We start from the raw sequence: 16,530 nt of genomic DNA, 5'->3' as shown, positions 1-16,530 counted from the left end.
CACACGGGCGCGCGGCCTGCGGCCCCGCCGAGAGGGGCGGCAGACCAGCCGGTGCCCAACCAGAATTCGGCCCGTCCACCGCCGACGGAGCCCTCGGCCGCCATGCTGTGATCAACGCAGGAGACTCCCCCCGGGAGTTACGCCACGGATGCGGCAGCCTCCGCTCGCGGGCGTCACCCGTCCGATGCCTGCCTGCGACGGGCGAGGGGGCTATGGCCTGACTTCAGCGTTCGGACGTCTTCCCCGGCCGTTCCAGGCGCGTGCGGTGAAGGCGATCGAGCCGTCGGCCTCGGCGGGGACGTCGGCACGCAGACGCTCCCGCAACGCGCCCTGCCCCTTCCGCGGCAGTGAAGCGAGGTACGACGGGGCGGGCCCTTGCCCGCCCAGGAACGGGGCCCAGTAGTCGTCGAAATCCGTGAAGCGTGTGGGGATTTTGATCTCGTCGACCTCCACGTCCGCCAGGCCGGCCGCTCGCAGCAGTTCGTCCAACGGGCCGGGCGCGCACAGGGGGAACCGGAGGGCCTCGTCCAGCTCCCGGCTGCCCTGGTCCAGGGAGAGGGCGGCTTTCCAGAAGTGGCGGATGAGTTCCATGCCCCCCTGGGTGTAGTCCCAGAGGTACGCGGCGACCGTGCCGCCGGGGCGAACGATGCGGGCCATCTCGGCGACCGCCCGCTCAGGAGCAGGGACGAAGTTGAGGACCAGGCCGCTGACCGCCACCGACGCCCGGCCATCCGGGAACGGCAGCCTCATCGCATCGCCGCGTACGAACTGGGCCCGGGAATCCGTGACGTGCTGCCGGGCGTACCGGACGTAGCCGTCCGACGGCTCGACTCCCACCACCCGCCGGGGACCGGCCACGTCCAGGACCGCCCGCGTGACGGCACCCGTCCCGCAGCCGATGTCCCGCCAGTCACTGCCCTCCGCAACGCCCAGCCGGCGGACGCACTCCACCGCCACCTGCCGGCTCCACCGCCCGATGTACGGCTCGTACGCTTCCCCTTCGCCCCACACCGGCGTTCACCCTCATCCCGGACGGCAGGGCCCGGCGGGCCCGACACCTACCGCCTCGGACCAGCATGCCCGGGGCCCCACCCGCTCGCAGCTCGGCCGGGAGCACCAGTCAAGACGAGAGCAAATGCGGGCCGCACGTCCGCCGCGGCCGGATCCGCCCCCGGCCTCAGCACGGACGGATGTCACCCGGGCCGAAGAGATTCCTCGCATGCGGAGGGCCCGGGCGGCGCCGGGGCAGTTCCGGTCGCGCTGGAGCACAACCGCTCCAATGCCTCGTAGATCGGGGAATCGGAAGCGCCATCCACCTCCGCGCCAGCCTGTGCAGAAACGGGTCGCAACTCCTCAGACCCGAGCCCTCGCTCCGAAAGCCTGCCATCGACCGCGATCCGGCCCGGGTCGTCTCCAGTGCCACGCGGTCGCAGCCTGTGCAGCGCGTCCGTGAATGCGCCAGTCAGGCCAGTGACATCGGCGAGATCGGCCAGCAGGTGGGACCCGGCGTGGCTGACCACCCCGCGGCCTTCGGCCGAGACGACGAGCTTGGGACGCAACCCGGTAGGTGCACGCAGAAAGTTCCTTCTTGCTGTGGTGACAGAAACCCCAGACAAGCCTCATCATCCCAAGCCCAGGAGGCACCTTCGCGATTCCGCTCGGGATCCGGACGCCGCCGCACGTGAAAGGCGGTGGCTAGCGGCCGAGGAATCCTTCGACCACTGTCGCCAGTGTCTCGGGGCTCTCATCCGGGGCGAAGTGGCCGGCGTCGCTGAAAACCTCGAGCTCGGCGTTCGGATACCACCGCAGCCAGGTGGACCGCATGGTGTCAGGGCCCATCGCCGGGTCGTTCGCACCAGCCACGACAAGCACCGGGGTCGGATTTCCCTCGAGCCGCTCGTGGATGTCGGAACCGCGAGTCCAGGATTCGAGGTAGGAGCGCAGGGCAACCGGCGAGGAGCGTTCCGAGCCGCTCACCCTGGCATCCAGCCATGCATCGTTGTGCCGACCGCCGGTGGTGACGTCAAAGATCGTCCTGCGGTTGCCGGAATCCTCCACGGCCCCGACGAACAGCTCCCACATCTCCCCTTCGAGCGGGAACCCGGACGCGGGCACCGGCGAGATGCCGACGATCGAGCGGACCCGCGAGGGGGCGTCCAGCAACAGCTGCTGGGCCGCCTTGCCGCCCATGGAGTGACCGATGACCGAGAAGGTGTCCCAGCCGAGGTCGTCAGCCACGGCGAGGGCATCCGCCGCGACCTCCTCCATCGTGTACGTGCCGGGGGTGTCCATCGCCTCGCCGTACCCACGGCAGTCCACGAACGCGTAACTGAACGCGCTCCCGTCCAGGTACCGCCGCAGATGGCCGAAACTCGACCTGTCGCTCAGCCAATGGTGGAGTGCGATGACCCGCTCCGGACCGTTGCCCTGTACCTCATACGGAATTACGGGTCCTGCTACATGGCCTGTCACAATGCTGGGTGTCCCCCTCCGGGCCGGGGCCGGAATCCCGTCGGCTTGTGGATTCGCTCCGACGGCGTAGCAGCGTGAGCGAGCGACCAAGGCATGGGCGCGCAGCAGGGCTAGCGTGCCCGTCCCCGCCGAGCACCCCCTGACTGCAGGAAGTCTGTCCCTGACGGAAGCGATAGACGCATTCGCCAGCGCTCATCGCTGCAATCCGCCATCCACGACATGGCGAGAGCCTCCAGGAGCCGACACCGCCAAGATTCGGACCTTCCCGGACCAGACTGCGAACCTGGGGGCTCCAAGACCAACGTCTGCGCTGGTCAACGGCACTCGGCTGCCATACCACCATGAGACGAAGAACCTGCGGACGCTTTCCGGAATGGGGCCCTTGGCGCGGCAACAAGGGAAACTGGCTGGTCACGACGCTCGTGAGCAGCGCCGTGGTCGCGTGTGGTCGCAGGCTGGAGGTACCCCACTTCCCTCCGCCTCCCGGAGGCGATCACCATGCGTACCAGCGTCGGCCGCGGCCGTGTCTACCGCCGCTGCGGCTGCAGGGACAACCATCGCGATCAGCTCGGCGCACACTGCCCCCACCTGGTCACCGACGGCGAGCACGGCACCTGGAGCTTCGCCGTCGATGTCCCCACCCCGGACCGGTGCCGCACCACGGTGCGGCGGGGCGGATTCCCCACGCAGGACACGGCCGAGCAGTCCCTGCGCCGCTTCCTCGAGGGCGAGGCGGGCGGGTACAACGCGGACCCGAACCAGACGGTCACCGCCGCCTATCTGAACGCGTGGCTGGCGGCGAAGGCCCTCGTGCTGAAGCCGACCACTATGGCCCGCTATCGCGACTACGTCCGCAACGACCTCATCCCGGCCTTCGGCACCCTCAAGCTCGATCAGCTCGCCCACCGCCACATCTCGGCCTACGTCACCTGCCAGCTCGCCGCCGGCCGCGGCCGCACCACCCTCTACCGGTGCCTGGCCACCCTCTCCAGCGCGCTGGGCGACGCGGTCCGGCAGCACCGTCTGCCCCACAACCCGGCCCGTCCCCCGGTCCTGCGCCGCCCTCCGTCGCCGGAGCGTCGCATCTGGACGGCGGAGGAAGCCGCCCGCTTCCTCGCTTACTGCCACCATGCCGATCCCGAGATGGCCGACCTGTTCGAGTTCCTCATCGGCACAGGCCTGCGCAAGGGCGAAGCCCTCGGCCTGCACTGGGATGACGTCCACCTCGACCAGGGCGTCTTCTACGTGCGCTGCACCCTCTCAGCCATCGACAACAACCACCTCGTCCTCACCTCACCGAAGACCCGGTCGAGCCGCGGCTGGGTCGCCATCTCGCCCCGCGTCGCCACAGCCCTCCGGCACCGCGCGCTAACAATGCCTCGAACCCGCGGCGATCCTGACGATCCGTTCGCCGGACTCGTGTTCTGTCGACCCGACGGCCGACCGCTCGGACCTCATCAGGTTCTGGAACGACTTCGTCGTCTCTCCGCCGAAGCCGGTGTCCCCAGGGTCACGGTCCACGACCTGCGACACATGGCCGACACGATCACCATCACCGCCGGCGTCCCCCTCACCGTCGTCTCCAAGACGCTGCGGCACTCCACCCTCTCGACGACCGCCAACCTCTACAGCCACCTCACCCAACAGGCAGCCCGAGAAGCCGTCGACACCATCGACCACACCCTCACCGAAGCCGAGAACGCCAGCCGCCAAACGGACCACATGGCGTGGCTGCGACCACCACGCGACCACTTCCACCGGCTCCGCGCAGCCCTCCGCCGACTCCGATCCCCCGCCGTAGCCGGATTCAGCGCCACGGCCGACCGACCGCAGACTGGACGTGCGACCACACTGCGACCACCATGGCCCCGAATGCACGAAAGGCCGTCCTCTCGTGGATGAGAGAACGGCCTCCGACCTGCTAAAAGCATGGTCGGGACGACAGGATTTGAACCTGCGACCCCTTGACCCCCAGTCAAGTGCGCTACCAAGCTGCGCCACGTCCCGATGTGCTTCCGACTGTACTTTCGACCGGGTTTCCCCCGTCTCGGCGGCACATGCAGAACATTACCCCACGCAGAAGGGTGTGCATGCACCGGTAATCGACGGGGGAGAGGATGGGGTGGTGAACACACGCGATCGGGATGCCGGAGGGCGGGCGCGCAGTGCGCGGCCCAGGGACGGACTGGGGCGGCCGCTGCCCTACGGGGCGCCCGGGGTGGAGCGGCAGCCCGAGGGGATCGCCCGCTCCCCCGCGGAGACCGTCCGGGAGGCGCAGCGGCTGCTGGACGCCGGGATGCCGTTCCACGCGCACGAGGTGTTCGAGGACGCCTGGAAGTCCGGGCCCGAGGTCGCAGCCCCGCTCTGGCGGGGGCTCGCGCAGCTCGCGGTCGGGCTGACGCACAGCGCGCGCGGCAACGCGGTCGGCGGGGCGCGGCTGCTGCGCCGCGGGGCGGACGGGATCGAGGGGCTGGAGGGGCGGCCGTACGGGATCGACGTGCCGGGCCTGGTGCGCTGGGCCCGGGAGCTGGCCGGCCGGGTCGCGGACGGCGGCCCGGCCGTCGATGCCGCGCGGGAGGCGCCGCGGCTAGCGGGCGGGCTGGAGTAGGTCCCAGCGGTTCCCGTAGAGGTCCTCGAAGACGGCCACGGAGCCGTACGCCTCGTGGCGCGGCTCCTCCAGGAAGCGGACGCCCTCGGCGGCCATCCGGGCGTGGTCGCGCGCGAAGTCGTCGGTGTAGAGGAAGAAGCCGACGCGGCCGCCCGTCTGGTCGCCGACCCGGGAGCGCTGCGCCTCGTCCTTGGCGCGGGCCAGCAGCAGCGCGGTCTCCTTGGCGCCGGGCGGGCGGACCACGACCCAGCGGGAGCCGTCGGGGCGCTCGGTGTCCTCGGCGAGGTCGAAGCCGAGGGCGCGGGTGTAGAAGTCGATGGCCTCGTCGTAGTCGTGGACCACGAGGGCGGTGAGGGCGATGTGGGAGGGCATGGCCCTATTGTGCGCCGAGGAGGATCACCTCCAGGGTGCGGGGGCCGTGGACTCCTTCCACCCGGTCGAGTTCGATGTCGCTGGTCGCGGAGGGGCCGGAGATCCAGGTAAGCGGGCGGGTGGGGTCGAGGCGTTCGAGGGCCTGCGGCACGGAGTCCACCAGCTGTCCGGGGATCCGGACCACGCAGACGTGGTGGTCGGGGACGAGCGTGATGCGGCGCCGGCCCTGGTCCGGGCCGCCGTCCAGGACGATCGTGCCGGTCTCGGCGATGGCCAGGGCGCAGCCCGTCACGACGCTGTCGACGGCGTCCAGTTCGTACGGGGTGGAATCGGCGCGGTCGTGGACGCGGGCCGGGCCGGCGGCGGCCGAGAGCCAGTGCGGGGGCAGGGCGGGCGGAACGAGGACGGTCCGCGCGCCGCGGGCGCTCAGCAGGCGGGCGAGGAGCTCCGGGAGGCCGTCCTCGGCCGTGCGGTGGACCTTCGCGCGGTACTCGGCCAGGTTGGCGGCGAGCAGGTCGGCGCTCTCGGCCGGAGTGCGGGTGCCGTGCACGCGGAGGTAGTCCCGGGGGACGTCCACCTCGGGGCCGCCCGGAACGGCCCGGCGGATGCGGGCCAGGACGCGGTCCCTGCTCGTCATCGGGAGGCCTCCCGTTCCCGGCTCCACCAGTCGCGGAAGGACTCCGCCGGAAGTGCGGGCAGTTCGCGGCTGTCGGTCCAGGCCCGCCCCGGTCCCGGCAGCCGGCGCGGACGCAGCCGGCGGGCCCTGGCCAGCAGGCGTTCGCCCGCCCGCAGCGCGCCGGGGCGGTCCAGGAGCAGCCGGGCGGCGCGCATGGCGGCCCGTTCGGCGGTGTGGCCGTGCGCGGGCCGGACCGTGACGCGGATGCCGTTCCGGGTCACCGGGCCGCCCTGGACCACCCTTTCGCGCAGGTGGACGAGGACCTCGGGGATGTCGATGGCGACGGGGCAGACCTCGTAGCAGGCCCCGCACAAGGTGGACGCGTACGGCAGCGAGGCGTCGATCTCGCTGCCGGTGCCGCGCAGTTGGGGGCTGAGGATGGCGCCGATGGGGCCCGGGTAGACGGAGCCGTAGGCGTGGCCGCCGGCGCGTTCGTAGACGGGGCAGACGTTGAGGCAGGCCGAGCAGCGGATGCAGCGCAGGGCCTGGCGGCCCACCTCGTCGGCGAGGGTGTCGGTGCGGCCGTTGTCGAGGAGGACGAGGTGGAAGGCGGAGGGTCCGTCGCCGTCGGTCGTGCCCGTCCACATCGTGGTGTACGGGTTCATCCGCTCAGCCGTCGAGGAGCGCGGCAGCGTCTGGAGGAAGACCTCCAGGTCCCGGAATGTCGGGACGACCTTCTCCACGCCCACGACCGAGATCAGGGTCTCGGGCAGGGTCAGGCACATCCTGCCGTTGCCCTCGGACTCGAAGACGACCATAGTGCCGGTCTCGGCGACCATGAAGTTGGCGCCGGAGACGGCGACTTTGGCCCGCAGGAACTTCTCGCGCAGGTGCAGGCGCGCCGCCTCGGCGAGCTCCCGCGGGTCGTCGCCGAGCGGGTCGGGCGCCGCCCGGCCCAGGCGGCCCATCTCCGCCCGGAAGATGTCGCGGATCTCGGCGCGGTTGCGGTGGATGGCAGGGACCAGGATGTGCGAGGGCCGGTCGTGGCCGAGCTGGACGATGAGTTCGGCGAGGTCGGTCTCGTACGCGGCGATCCCGGCGGCCTCCAGAGCCTCGTTGAGGCCGATCTCCTGGGTGGCCATGGACTTGACCTTGACCACTTCCCGCTCGCCCGTCGCCATGACGAGGCCGGTGACGATGCGGTTCGCCTCCTCGGCGTCGGCCGCCCAGTGGACGGTGCCGCCGGCCGCCGTGACCGCCCCCTCCAACTGGAGGAGGTAGCGGTCGAGATGGCGCAGGGTGTGGTCCTTGACGGCCTTGCCGGCCGCGCGCAGCCGGTCCCAGTCGGCCAGCTCGGCGACCGCCCGGGCCCGTTTGTCGCGGATGGTGTGCGTGGCGTGCCGGAGGTTGGCACGCAGCACGTCGTCCCGTACGGCCTCGCGGGCCGCGTCGGGGAACGCGGGCATGCCGAGGTACGTACCCGTGCCGGTCTCCCCTGTCATCGCAGCGGTTCCTCCTCGGTGGCGGCCAGGATCTCGGCGAGGTGCAGGGCGCGCAGCGGAGCTCCGGCCCGGCGCAGCAGGCCGTCGAGGTGGGCCAGGCAGGAGTTGTCGGCACCGCACAACACCTGTGCGCCCGTGGCCCGGGCGTTACCGATCTTGTCGCCGCCCATCGCGGCCGACACGTCCGGGTTCTTGACCGCGAAGGTCCCGCCGAAACCGCAGCACTCCTCGGCGCCGGGCAGCTCGATCAGCTCCAGGCCCTTGACCGCGGCGAGCAGCCGTCGCGGCCGGTCCCCGAGCCCGAGACCCCGCAGGCCATGACAAGAGGGGTGATAGGTGACGGTGTGCGGGAAGTACGCTCCGACGTCGGTCACGCCGAGCACGTCGACCAGGAACTCGGTCAGCTCGTACACGCGGGGCGCCAGCGAGCGCGCCGCCTCGGCGAGCGCGGTGCCGCGCCCCTCCGCCGCCGCCTTCCGGCCGATGCGGGGATAGTGCTCGCGGATCATCGCGGCGCAGGACCCGGAGGGGGTGACCACGTACGCGTAGCCCGCGAAGGCCTCGGCCGTGCGCCGCATCAGCGGTTCGGTCTCGTGCCGGTAGCCGGTGTTGTACTGCGGCTGCCCGCAGCAGCTCTGGGCCGCCGGGAAGTCCACGGTGACGCCGAGCCGCTCCAGGAGCCGTACGACGGCGACACCGGTCCGCGGGTACAGCGCGTCGTTGACGCAGGTGACGAACAGGGCGACGCGCATGACGGGCAGAATAGCGCCGTGAAGAAGTTCTCAGTGATCGGCATAGGCGCGGGCGACCCGGACCACCTGACCCTCCAGGCGGTCAAGGCGATCGGCGCGGCGGACGCATTCCTCATCCTGGAGAAGGGCGAGGAGAAGGCGGACCTGACCGGGCTACGGCGCGCGATGCTCGACGAGCACGCGCGCCCCGGCCACCGGCTGGTGGAGGGCCGGGACCCGGACCGGGACCGGACCCCCACCGACTACACACCGACGGTGGACGGCTGGCGCAGCGCGCGGGCCGAGCTCTTCGAGCGGTTCATCGCGGAGGATCTGGCGGACGGTGAGACCGGGGCGTTCCTGGTGTGGGGCGATCCCTCGCTCTACGACTCCACCCTCGCCATCCTCGACGAGGTGCTGGAGCGGGGCCGGGTGGCGTTCGAGCACGAGGTGGTACCCGGCATCAGCAGCGTCTCGGCCCTGCTGGCACGGCACCGGACCAATCTGAACCGGGTGGGCCGCCCGGTCCAGATCACCACCGGGCGGCGGCTGGCCGAGGGCTGGCCGCAGGACGTGGACGACGTGGTGGTGATGCTGGACGCACGGCACGCCTTCACCGCCCACCTGGACCAGGACCTCTTCATCTACTGGGGGGCCTACGTCGGCACCCCGGACGAGATCCTGGTCCAGGGCAGGCTGTCGGACGTCGCCGGCCGGATCGAGGAGCTGCGCACCGAGGCCCGCGCCCGCAAGGGCTGGATCATGGACACGTACCTGCTCCGGCGCGGCTGAGCGCGGTCACCTCGACAGGAAGGCGGGCAGGGCCGCGGCGAGGCGCTCGTACTCCTCGGGGTGGTTGTAGACCTGCCCGCAGACGCGCAGGCCCCCGCCGCCCTGCCGGGGCCAGACCAGGACCCGGATCCGGAGCTTCGCCGCGAGTTCCTCGCGCAGGGCCCGGGCCGCGTCCTGGGTCTCGGCGATTCCGGGCGGCAGCAGCACGGAGCGCATCGGGAGGCCCGGGGTGTGCGGGAGGGCGGCGAAGCCGGGGAGCCGGCCGAGCAGGTCCGCGCCGTAGGCGGCGAGCGCGCTGTTGTGCGCCCGCACCTTGGCGGCGTCGAGGCGGTCGAGCAGGTCGAGGCCCTCGGGTGCGGCCAGCCAGCCGGTGTAGTCGGCAGTGGCCCGGTACTCGACGGACCGGGGGAAGCCGCGGTGGTCCTCCCAGGAGGGCACCAGGGCCCGGATGCGGGCCCGATGGGCGGGCGCCACGGCGAGGAGCGCGCTGCCGGACGGGGCGTAGCCCCACTTGTGGAGGTTCCCGAACCAGAAGTCGGCGCCCGCGGCGATCGGCTCGGCCAGCGTGCCGGGGGTGTGCGCGCCGTCGACGACGGTGGTGATCCCGCGCGCCGCGAGGTCCGCGAGGAGCCGGGGGCCGGCGACGAGGCGGGCGGTCGGCGAGCTGACGTGGTCGAGCAGGGCCACCTTCGTGCGGGGTGTGAGCGCCGCCAGCACGGCCTCGCGTACGGCGTCCTCGTCGGGCAGGCGCGGGTCCAGGGCCACCGTGGTGACGGGCGCGCGGCGGGCGGCCGCCGCGGTCACGGTGCCGTAGCCGTGGTCGGTGACCAGGATCTCGTCGCCGTCGGCGAGCGGGATGGCGTCGAGCGCGAGGTTGGCGCCCTCGGTGGCGTTGGAGATGAAGGCGATGCCTTCGGGGTCCGCACCGAGGCGGGCCGCGATCCGGCCGCGGGCCCGGGCCAGCCGCTCGGAGACGCCGTTGAAGAAGGCGTCGGGGTCGGCGTGGGCCTCGGTGCGCACCGCCTCCTGGGCTTCCTGGACGGGGAGGGGCACCGCCCCGTAGGAGCCGTGGTTGAGGTGGGCGACGCCCGGGTCCAGCCGGAAGAGGGCACCACCGCCGGGGAAGGCGGCGGGGATGGCGGGCTCGGTCACGGGTACCTCCGGGTGACGGGTGCGGCGGGGCTGCTTCCGGATCATGCAAGCGCGGCGCACTGCCCGACAAGGCCAATCGTGACAGGGTGGCCTGCCGGGGCGGCGGCTCCCTTACCGGTCCCGTCCGCTGGTCGCCGCGTAGTACTGGAGGTCCTGGACCTCCACCTTGCGGTCCACCGGGTACGGCAGCTCCACCCCCGCGCCGGCCTTCCCGCCCCGGACCACCTCCGCCGAGGCCGCGCCGGCCTTCAGCGGGAGCAGCTCGGAGTGGATGCCGGCGGGGGCCTCGTGAGTGCCCTTCGTGGATCCGACGGTCGTACGGACGACTCCCGGCTCGGCGAGGAAGCTGAGCACCTCCACCGTGTCCCGGGGCGCGGCGCTGCCCTTGCGCAGGGACATCAGCAGCGACTGGTCGCCCGTCGGGTCGGCGTTCGCGAACTGGGTGCGGGCGGTGAGGTACAGCGTGTCCCGGACGATCTCCGGCCAGCTGCCCGTCTTGAACTTGGTGAGGTAGTACGAGGTGAGGTCCAGGTAGGCGTGGCCGTTGTGCAGGGAGGGCGCGAACTGGCTGCCTTCCGAGTAGTCGTTCCAGGTGGTGAGCTGGACCCAGTCGGCGCCGTCCTCGATGGCGTGCGTCCAGGTGGAGCGCAGGGTCGCGGTGTTGCCGGCCTCGTCGTAGATGCCCTGGTTGGGCCGGGCGTCCTGGACGGAGACGGGCTGCATCCAGATCTTGCCCATGTCGTGCGCCCGCCGGACGTCGCGGGTACTGCTCTCCTGGCCGACGTAGCTGCGGCTGCCCCATTCGGAGAACCCGTAACTGATGGGGGCGAAGGCACCGTTGTGGGCGCCGAAGTCGAGGAACAGCGGGACGAAGGCGGTGCGGATGCCGTGCTTGCTCTTCAGGACCTCCATGACCTGGGTCCACCAGGCCGCGCTCTTCGCCTCCGCCTTGAAGGGGGAGACGACGAGCCGGCCGTCGGGGAGGCGGTGGGCGGCGGGGGCGTCGCCGAGCGTGGCGAGCGCGTCGGCGAGTACGCCCGGGTCGTCGGTCTTCAGCGAGGTCATGTCCGGCATCAGCATGATCTTGAACGCCGGGTCCACCGAACGGGCCGCCGCCATCAGGAGGTTGGAGCGGTCCCAGTTCTTGCCGGAGAGGGAGAGCATGTCGAGGGTGAACCCGTCGATGCCCGCCGCGCGGGCGGTGCGGACCTCCTGCTGGAGGTTGGCGTACTCCCAGTCGCCGGCCTTGGGCGGGGTGGGCAGCGGCCGGTCGCGGAGCAGGCCGCCGTACCTCTCGTGCTTGCCGCTCTCGCCGTCCGGGTTCAGGTAGTGACGGGTGTAGTAGTCGCCGTTTGCGCTCGCGTTGTCGAGGGAGAGCGGGTACGGCGTGAAGTAGTGGGCGAACACCAGCTTCTTGCCCGCCGCTCCGGAGCGCAGGGCGGCCGGCTGGGGCATGTCGAAGGGCAGGGCGCCGGAGGGGCGCGCGGCCCCGGTGTCCACCGCGCCCTTGGGGTTGCCCTTGGCGGCCGCGCCCTTGGTGGGCGGCGGGCTGTCGGACGGCTGCCCGGTGGCCGGCGCGGAGCCGCCGGGCGCGGAGCTGCCCGGCCCGGCGGACTGCGGGGCTCCGGGGGCCGGACCGGCCTGGGCGGAGGCGCCGTTGAAGGGGTCCCAGGCGATCCCCGTGGCCGCGCACACCCCGACCAGGAGGAAACCGGAGATGAGCAGCGCGAGCAGCGGCCTGCGGCCCCGGAAGCCGGATCGGCGCCGGTGCCGGTGCGAGCCGGGCCGGGCGGCCCGCCCTTCTGATCGCCGGTCCGCTCTCATCCTGGTCCCTCCCGCGAATATGCCCCCGGCGGGGGGCTGCACAGCAGTAGAGCCCATTACCGGCCGTCGGACAACCGTTCACGGAGCGCTCGCCCGGACGCGTACGTCACGGAGACCACGGCGAATACGCCTGACGCGGGTCAGGAGCGCGCGGCGGCGATGTCGGCGTTCTCCAGGATCCCGATGGCGTCGGGGACGAGGATGGCCGTCGAGTAGTAGGAGCTGACCAGGTAGGACATGACCGACTTCTGGTCGATGCCCATGCAGCGGACGTTGAGGCCCGGTTCGATCTGCTCCGGGATCGCGGCGGGGCGCAGTCCGATGACGCCGCCGTTGTCCTCACCGGTGCGCAGGGCCAGGATCGAGCTGGTGTGCCCGCCGACGACCGGGATCTTGCCGCAGGGCAGCACCGGGACACCCCGCCAGGACGGCACCTGCTTGCCGTGCACCTCCACGGTGTCCAGGGCGAGGCCGCGCTTGTTGCACTCGCGGAAGAAGGCGGCGATGGCCTTGGGGTGCGCGAGGAAGAACCTGGTGCCGCGGCGCATGCTGAGCAGGTCGTCCATGTCGTCGGGGGTGGGCGGGCCGGACCAGGTGCTGATGCGCTGTCCGTAGTCGGCGTTGTGCAGGAGCCCGAAGTCCCGGTTGTTGAGGAGCTCGGACTCCTGGCGCTCGCGCATCGCCTCGACCGTCAGGCGCAGTTGCTGCTCGAACTGGTTCATCGGGTCGTTGTAGAGGTCGGCGACCCGGGTGTGGATCTGCAGCACGGTCTGGGCGAGGCTCAGTTCGTACTCGCGCGGCTGCAGCTCGTAGTCGACGAAGGTGGCGGGCAGCAGGGCCTCGCCGGCGTGGCCGGAGGCGAGCTCGATGTCGGCCTCGCCGCGCCGGTTGACGGGCCGGCGGCCGTTCTCGACGTACTGCTCCAGATGGGCGCGCAGGCTCGCCGCGCGGCCCAGTACCTCCTGGAAGGCGCTCCACCGCAGCACCATCACCGTGCCGGCGGTCGCGGCCCGTACGGAGTAGGTCCAGCTCGGGTCGGACTGGCCGAGGGCGTCGTCGCCGAGCTGATCACCGTCGGCCACCACGCCGAGGAGCTCGGCGCCGCCGTACTTGCCCTCGGCGCGCTTCTCGAAGCGGCCGTGGGCGATGATGAACACCTCGGAGACGGGGGTACCTGCTTCCACGAGGGTGTCGCCGGCGCGCAGGTCGCGCTTGACGAAGCGCTGGGCCAGCTCCTCCAGCACGGCGGTGTCGGGGTAGCCCTTGAGCGTGGGCAGCTCGGTGAGCGTGGGGGCGAGGACGCGGACGTCGTCCGCGCCGGCCTGGACGAAGGAAACCCGGCCGCGCCCGACGGCGTGGGTCAGGCGCCGGTTGACGCGATAGGTGCCGGCGCCGAGGTCCACCCAGGGCAGCATGCGCAGCAGCCAGCGCGAGCTGATGCCCTGCATCTGGGGAACGGACTTGGTGGTCGTCGCGAGATTGCGGGCCGCGGCGGTACTCAGGCTCAGCTGCCGGTCGTCGGCGGGGTCCAGGGGTGGTGGCTGCGCCTCTGCGGTCATGCGGGTTCCTCCCTGAGTCGGTCCACGCGGAGCGTGCTGCACGCTCACGGTGGGGCGCCCGGCCTCACGCGCGGTAGCCGCCCCGGCCCGGTGGCCTGTTGAATATCCCGGGCGGTTGAAGGCCTGCACTTCTGTACGAACCCCCGGGCGGCCGGACGCCCGTGCGAACTTTCAACGCCGCCGGATCTTCAACAGGCGGACCGGGCCGGGGACCTTGCGCCGCCGGGGGTGGCCCCCGCTCCATGGGTGGGTGCGCCGACCCGCAGGAGGACCCATGGACCGCGCCCCCGCTCCCGCCCCGGGCCGCCCCCGCGTGCCGGCCGCCGATCCGGCGGAGGTGCTGCGCCGGCTGCTCGGCGGCCGCAGCGGCCTGGGCGCCTCACCGTTGCGCGCCGCCCCGGCCGCGGCCGGGCCCGTCCCTGCGGGCACCGGGCCGGGCACGGAGCCGGCCGCGGGCGGCCCCTCCCGCACGGGCGCGGAGCCGGGATCGGGGATCGTCATCCCCCCGCTGTACTGCCCGGACGCCGTGCGCGACGCGCCGGCGCTGGCCGATGCCGTCAACGAGGAACTGGTGCGGTGGGCCGCCGAGATGGGGATCTACGCGGGCCGCCTGGACATGCTCCGGTCCTGCCACTTCGGCCGGCTGATGATGCTCGCGCACCCGGACTGCGACGACCCCGACCGGCTGCTGGGGGCCGCCAAGTGCGGGCTGTCCGAGTGGTCCGTGGACGACCACTGGGTCGACGAGGGCGAGGACGCCGATCCCGGGCTGATCGGCCTGCGCACCGCGCTCGCCCACGCCGTCGTGGACCCGGTGCGGCTGTCGCCCCGCTACGAGCGGCAGTTCGAGGATCGGGTGGCGGCCGAGCCGGTGCTGCGCGCCTTCCGTTCCAGCCTGGAGCACCTCGCCGAGTTCGCCTCCCCCACTCAAGTCACCCGTCTGCGCTACCAGTTGTCGGTGATGTTCGTCGGGTACAACCACGAGGCCGAGTGGCGGACGTCGGGCCGCCGGCCGCCGGTCTGGGAGTACCTGGTGCACCGGTACGAGAACGGCTTCTTCCCCTGCATGGCCCTCACCGACCCGGTCGGCGGGTACGAGGTGCCCGCGCGGGAGTTCGCGGACGCCCGGGTGCGGCGTACGTACATGTACGCGGGGGCGGCAAGCTGCCTGCTCAACGACTTGTACTCGATGGCGCGGGAGGATCCCGCCGACACCAACCTGCCGAACCTGATCGCGGCCGAGGACCACTGCTCGCTCCAGGAAGCGGTGAACCGTACGGCCGCGATCCACGACGAGGTGATGCGTACCGTCGAGGCGGAGTCGGCCGCCCTCGCCGCCCTCGGCTCGCCGGAACTGGGCCGCTTCCTGGAGGGGGTCTGGAACTGGATGGGCGGGGCGAAGGAGTGGCACGCCACGAGCCCCCGCTACCACGACGGGACCTGACCCGTCCGGTTCACACCTACGTGAGCGCGCGGACCCGGGCCAGCAGCGCCCGCGCGGTGCGGTTTCCGCGTACCGGGTGGAGGCGGGCGCGCAGGCGGCGCAGGGCGTCGTCCACGCGCGCGGAGTCCAGCTGCGCCGCCGCGTCGACCATCTCGTGCCAGGTGGCGCAGGCCCGTTCCACGTGGCCCTGGCTCAGGTGGAGTTCGGCGAGGCGCGCCAGGGTCACGGCCCGTGCCCGGCGTTCGCCGGGCGGCCGGTACCGCAACGAGGCGCCGAGCGCGGAGATCGCGCCGGGCCCGTCCCCGAGCGCCGCCAGCGCCTCCGCCTGCTGATGGGCGAGCGCGGCCGGGTGGTAGTCGCCGATGGCCGCCCGCTGCCCCGTCGAGCGCTCCAACAGCCGTTCGGCCCGGCCCAGATGGGCCAGGGCGGCCCGGCGGTCGCCGCAGCCCGCCTCCGCGACCGCCAGCTGGCCGGTGACGAACGCGGCCTGTAAGGAGGGCAGCCGCCCCGCCTCCCGAGCGGCCCCCTCCGCCAGCTCCCATGCCTGTTTGCGGTGGCCCAGGTGGTGGGCCTGCACGCTCATGGCCCGCAGTACGGGGGCCCAGCACTGCGGATCCCCCGCCTCCTGCCCGAGCCGCAACCCCGCCCGGTAGTACGCCTGGGCCGCGCCCTGCTGGTTGCTGTCGAAGCACAGGAACCCGGCGGTGTACGCGAGGCGCGCGGCGCAGCCCAGCAGCCGGTGCCGGACCGCGGGCGCGGCGCCGGTCCGCAGCCAGGGCGCCACGGTGGTGGCGAGGTAGCGGGTCAGGGCGGGCCGGACCTGGCCGCTGCCGAAGGTCATGTCGGCGTTGCGGAAGACCGGCAGGACCGCCTCGGCGGCCTCCACCTGCTGGGCTCCGATCCGCCCGGACGGCCGCTCGGCAGCCGCTGCCCCGCCCGGCGGCGGCCAGCCCGGGGGCCGCCAGGCGGAGGAGTAGACGGGGATCTCGCCCAGCAGGGCCTCGGCGTCGTGCGCGGCGCCCGGGTCGGGAGGGTCCGCCGCGAGGGCGTCCGCGGCGTTCGGTTCGACGCCGGGGCGGTCGCGCGCCCGGCCGCCGGAGGGCCGGGCCAGCCCGGTGTCGGCCGGGCTGACCCGCCGCCCGGTCCGTCGGCTCAGCGCCTCGGCGGCGAGGGCGACGACGTGTGCGGGAGGCCGGGTGCCGGCCAGCCAGTGTGAGACGGAGGTCCGGTCGTAACGCAGGGTGAGGCCGGTCTCCGCGGCCACGCCGTTGACGGCGCGCGCGAAGTCCTGCCCGCTCCAGCGCGCGTCGGTGAGGAGAGTGCGCAGTCGTCCGTTGGGTTCACGCTTGGCCATCAGAACCGCCCAGCTCGTACACGTGTCCATCCATTCAACGCGGTCGGACATTCAACACGGCGGGACCGGGACGGATGTACCGGGTGAGACCGTCCTGCCCCTAA

14 protein-coding genes and 1 tRNA gene are annotated in these 16,530 nt (G+C 72.6%); 4 read left to right on the top strand and 11 right to left on the bottom strand.

Annotated elements, in window-relative coordinates; genetic code table 11:
* Positions 1 to 210 precede the first annotated feature (210 nt).
* Both AB0D48_RS28690 and AB0D48_RS28685 read right to left on the bottom strand, forming a co-directional pair.
* Positions 211 to 1,011, bottom strand: a complete 801-nt coding sequence (locus AB0D48_RS28690) for a class I SAM-dependent methyltransferase (protein WP_362403081.1) — start codon at positions 1,009 to 1,011, stop codon at positions 211 to 213.
* A 684-nt stretch (positions 1,012 to 1,695) separates the two neighbouring features.
* Positions 1,696 to 2,472, bottom strand: coding sequence for an alpha/beta hydrolase (locus AB0D48_RS28685; protein WP_362403078.1), 777 nt, complete (start codon positions 2,470 to 2,472; stop codon positions 1,696 to 1,698).
* 498 nt (positions 2,473 to 2,970) lie between these two features.
* Here AB0D48_RS28685 and AB0D48_RS28680 point away from each other — a divergent pair, with 498 nt between their 5' ends.
* Positions 2,971 to 4,374 (top strand): site-specific integrase, encoded by a 1,404-nt coding sequence (locus AB0D48_RS28680; protein ID WP_362403076.1) that lies wholly within the window; start codon positions 2,971 to 2,973, stop codon positions 4,372 to 4,374.
* A 28-nt stretch (positions 4,375 to 4,402) separates the two neighbouring features.
* Here AB0D48_RS28680 and AB0D48_RS28675 read toward each other — a convergent pair.
* Positions 4,403 to 4,479 (bottom strand) — tRNA-Pro (locus AB0D48_RS28675).
* 118 nt (positions 4,480 to 4,597) lie between these two features.
* Here AB0D48_RS28675 and AB0D48_RS28670 point away from each other — a divergent pair.
* A complete protein-coding gene (locus tag AB0D48_RS28670) occupies positions 4,598 to 5,080 on the top strand; it encodes a DUF309 domain-containing protein (RefSeq protein WP_362403073.1) in 483 nt (160 codons plus the stop codon).
* Here AB0D48_RS28670 and AB0D48_RS28665 read toward each other — a convergent pair.
* The 4 genes from AB0D48_RS28665 to AB0D48_RS28650 are packed head-to-tail and all read right to left on the bottom strand — an operon-like array spanning position 5,060 to position 8,322.
* On the bottom strand, positions 5,060 to 5,452 hold the full coding sequence (locus AB0D48_RS28665; protein WP_362403070.1) for a VOC family protein: 393 nt from the start codon (positions 5,450 to 5,452) through the stop codon (positions 5,060 to 5,062). The genes AB0D48_RS28670 and AB0D48_RS28665 overlap by 21 nt on opposite strands.
* Before the next feature lie 4 nt (positions 5,453 to 5,456).
* On the bottom strand, positions 5,457 to 6,089 hold the full coding sequence (locus tag AB0D48_RS28660) for an LUD domain-containing protein (RefSeq protein WP_362403067.1): 633 nt from the start codon (positions 6,087 to 6,089) through the stop codon (positions 5,457 to 5,459).
* On the bottom strand, positions 6,086 to 7,570 hold the full coding sequence (locus tag AB0D48_RS28655) for a lactate utilization protein B (RefSeq protein ID WP_362403064.1): 1,485 nt from the start codon (positions 7,568 to 7,570) through the stop codon (positions 6,086 to 6,088). Before AB0D48_RS28655 ends, AB0D48_RS28660 begins: the two co-directional genes overlap by 4 nt.
* Positions 7,567 to 8,322 (bottom strand): (Fe-S)-binding protein, encoded by a 756-nt coding sequence (locus tag AB0D48_RS28650; RefSeq protein WP_362403061.1) that lies wholly within the window; start codon positions 8,320 to 8,322, stop codon positions 7,567 to 7,569. The genes AB0D48_RS28655 and AB0D48_RS28650 overlap by 4 nt, the downstream gene beginning before the upstream one ends.
* 18 nt (positions 8,323 to 8,340) lie before the next feature.
* On the opposite strand from AB0D48_RS28650, the gene cobF reads away from it, so the two are divergent.
* Positions 8,341 to 9,093: a precorrin-6A synthase (deacetylating) gene (cobF, locus tag AB0D48_RS28645; protein ID WP_362403059.1), complete on the top strand. Its 753-nt coding sequence runs from the start codon at positions 8,341 to 8,343 to the stop codon at positions 9,091 to 9,093.
* Between the two features lie 6 nt (positions 9,094 to 9,099).
* Here the strand turns inward: cobF and AB0D48_RS28640 are convergent, their stop codons facing one another.
* The 3 genes from AB0D48_RS28640 to AB0D48_RS28630 form a co-directional block, all read right to left on the bottom strand.
* Positions 9,100 to 10,245: an aminotransferase class V-fold PLP-dependent enzyme gene (locus AB0D48_RS28640; RefSeq protein WP_362403057.1), complete on the bottom strand. Its 1,146-nt coding sequence runs from the start codon at positions 10,243 to 10,245 to the stop codon at positions 9,100 to 9,102.
* Positions 10,246 to 10,356: 111 nt separating this feature from the next.
* A complete protein-coding gene (locus AB0D48_RS28635) occupies positions 10,357 to 12,069 on the bottom strand; it encodes an endo-1,3-alpha-glucanase family glycosylhydrolase (RefSeq protein WP_362403054.1) in 1,713 nt (570 codons plus the stop codon).
* Positions 12,070 to 12,209: 140 nt separating this feature from the next.
* Positions 12,210 to 13,628: a family 2B encapsulin nanocompartment shell protein gene (locus AB0D48_RS28630; RefSeq protein ID WP_362403050.1), complete on the bottom strand. Its 1,419-nt coding sequence runs from the start codon at positions 13,626 to 13,628 to the stop codon at positions 12,210 to 12,212.
* 274 nt (positions 13,629 to 13,902) lie between these two features.
* On the opposite strand from AB0D48_RS28630, the gene AB0D48_RS28625 reads away from it, so the two are divergent.
* Complete coding sequence (locus AB0D48_RS28625) at positions 13,903 to 15,072, top strand: family 2 encapsulin nanocompartment cargo protein terpene cyclase (RefSeq protein ID WP_362403047.1); 1,170 nt, start codon at positions 13,903 to 13,905, stop codon at positions 15,070 to 15,072.
* Between the two features lie 16 nt (positions 15,073 to 15,088).
* Here the strand turns inward: AB0D48_RS28625 and AB0D48_RS28620 are convergent, their stop codons facing one another.
* Positions 15,089 to 16,426 (bottom strand): hypothetical protein, encoded by a 1,338-nt coding sequence (locus AB0D48_RS28620; protein WP_362403044.1) that lies wholly within the window; start codon positions 16,424 to 16,426, stop codon positions 15,089 to 15,091.
* Positions 16,427 to 16,530: the final 104 nt, after the last annotated feature.

Source organism: Streptomyces sp. NPDC048269 (genome assembly GCF_040652395.1).
GTDB lineage: Bacteria > Actinomycetota > Actinomycetes > Streptomycetales > Streptomycetaceae > Streptomyces.
The sequence above is the reverse complement of the archived record's forward strand: the minus strand, read 5'-3'. Positions and strand labels throughout refer to the sequence as shown.

Bases quoted from the DNA above. Each gene is read 5' to 3' on its own strand.
- AB0D48_RS28680 (WP_362403076.1), top strand. From the start codon at position 2,971: ATGCGTACCAGCGTCGGCCGCGGCCGTGTCTACCGCCGCTGCGGCTGC.
- AB0D48_RS28665 (WP_362403070.1), bottom strand. From the start codon at position 5,452: ATGCCCTCCCACATCGCCCTCACCGCCCTCGTGGTCCACGACTACGAC.
- AB0D48_RS28660 (WP_362403067.1), bottom strand. From the start codon at position 6,089: ATGACGAGCAGGGACCGCGTCCTGGCCCGCATCCGCCGGGCCGTTCCG.
- AB0D48_RS28655 (WP_362403064.1), bottom strand. From the start codon at position 7,570: ATGACAGGGGAGACCGGCACGGGTACGTACCTCGGCATGCCCGCGTTC.
- AB0D48_RS28650 (WP_362403061.1), bottom strand. From the start codon at position 8,322: ATGCGCGTCGCCCTGTTCGTCACCTGCGTCAACGACGCGCTGTACCCG.
- AB0D48_RS28635 (WP_362403054.1), bottom strand. From the start codon at position 12,069: ATGAGAGCGGACCGGCGATCAGAAGGGCGGGCCGCCCGGCCCGGCTCG.
- AB0D48_RS28630 (WP_362403050.1), bottom strand. From the start codon at position 13,628: ATGACCGCAGAGGCGCAGCCACCACCCCTGGACCCCGCCGACGACCGG.
- AB0D48_RS28625 (WP_362403047.1), top strand. From the start codon at position 13,903: ATGGACCGCGCCCCCGCTCCCGCCCCGGGCCGCCCCCGCGTGCCGGCC.
- AB0D48_RS28620 (WP_362403044.1), bottom strand. From the start codon at position 16,426: ATGGCCAAGCGTGAACCCAACGGACGACTGCGCACTCTCCTCACCGAC.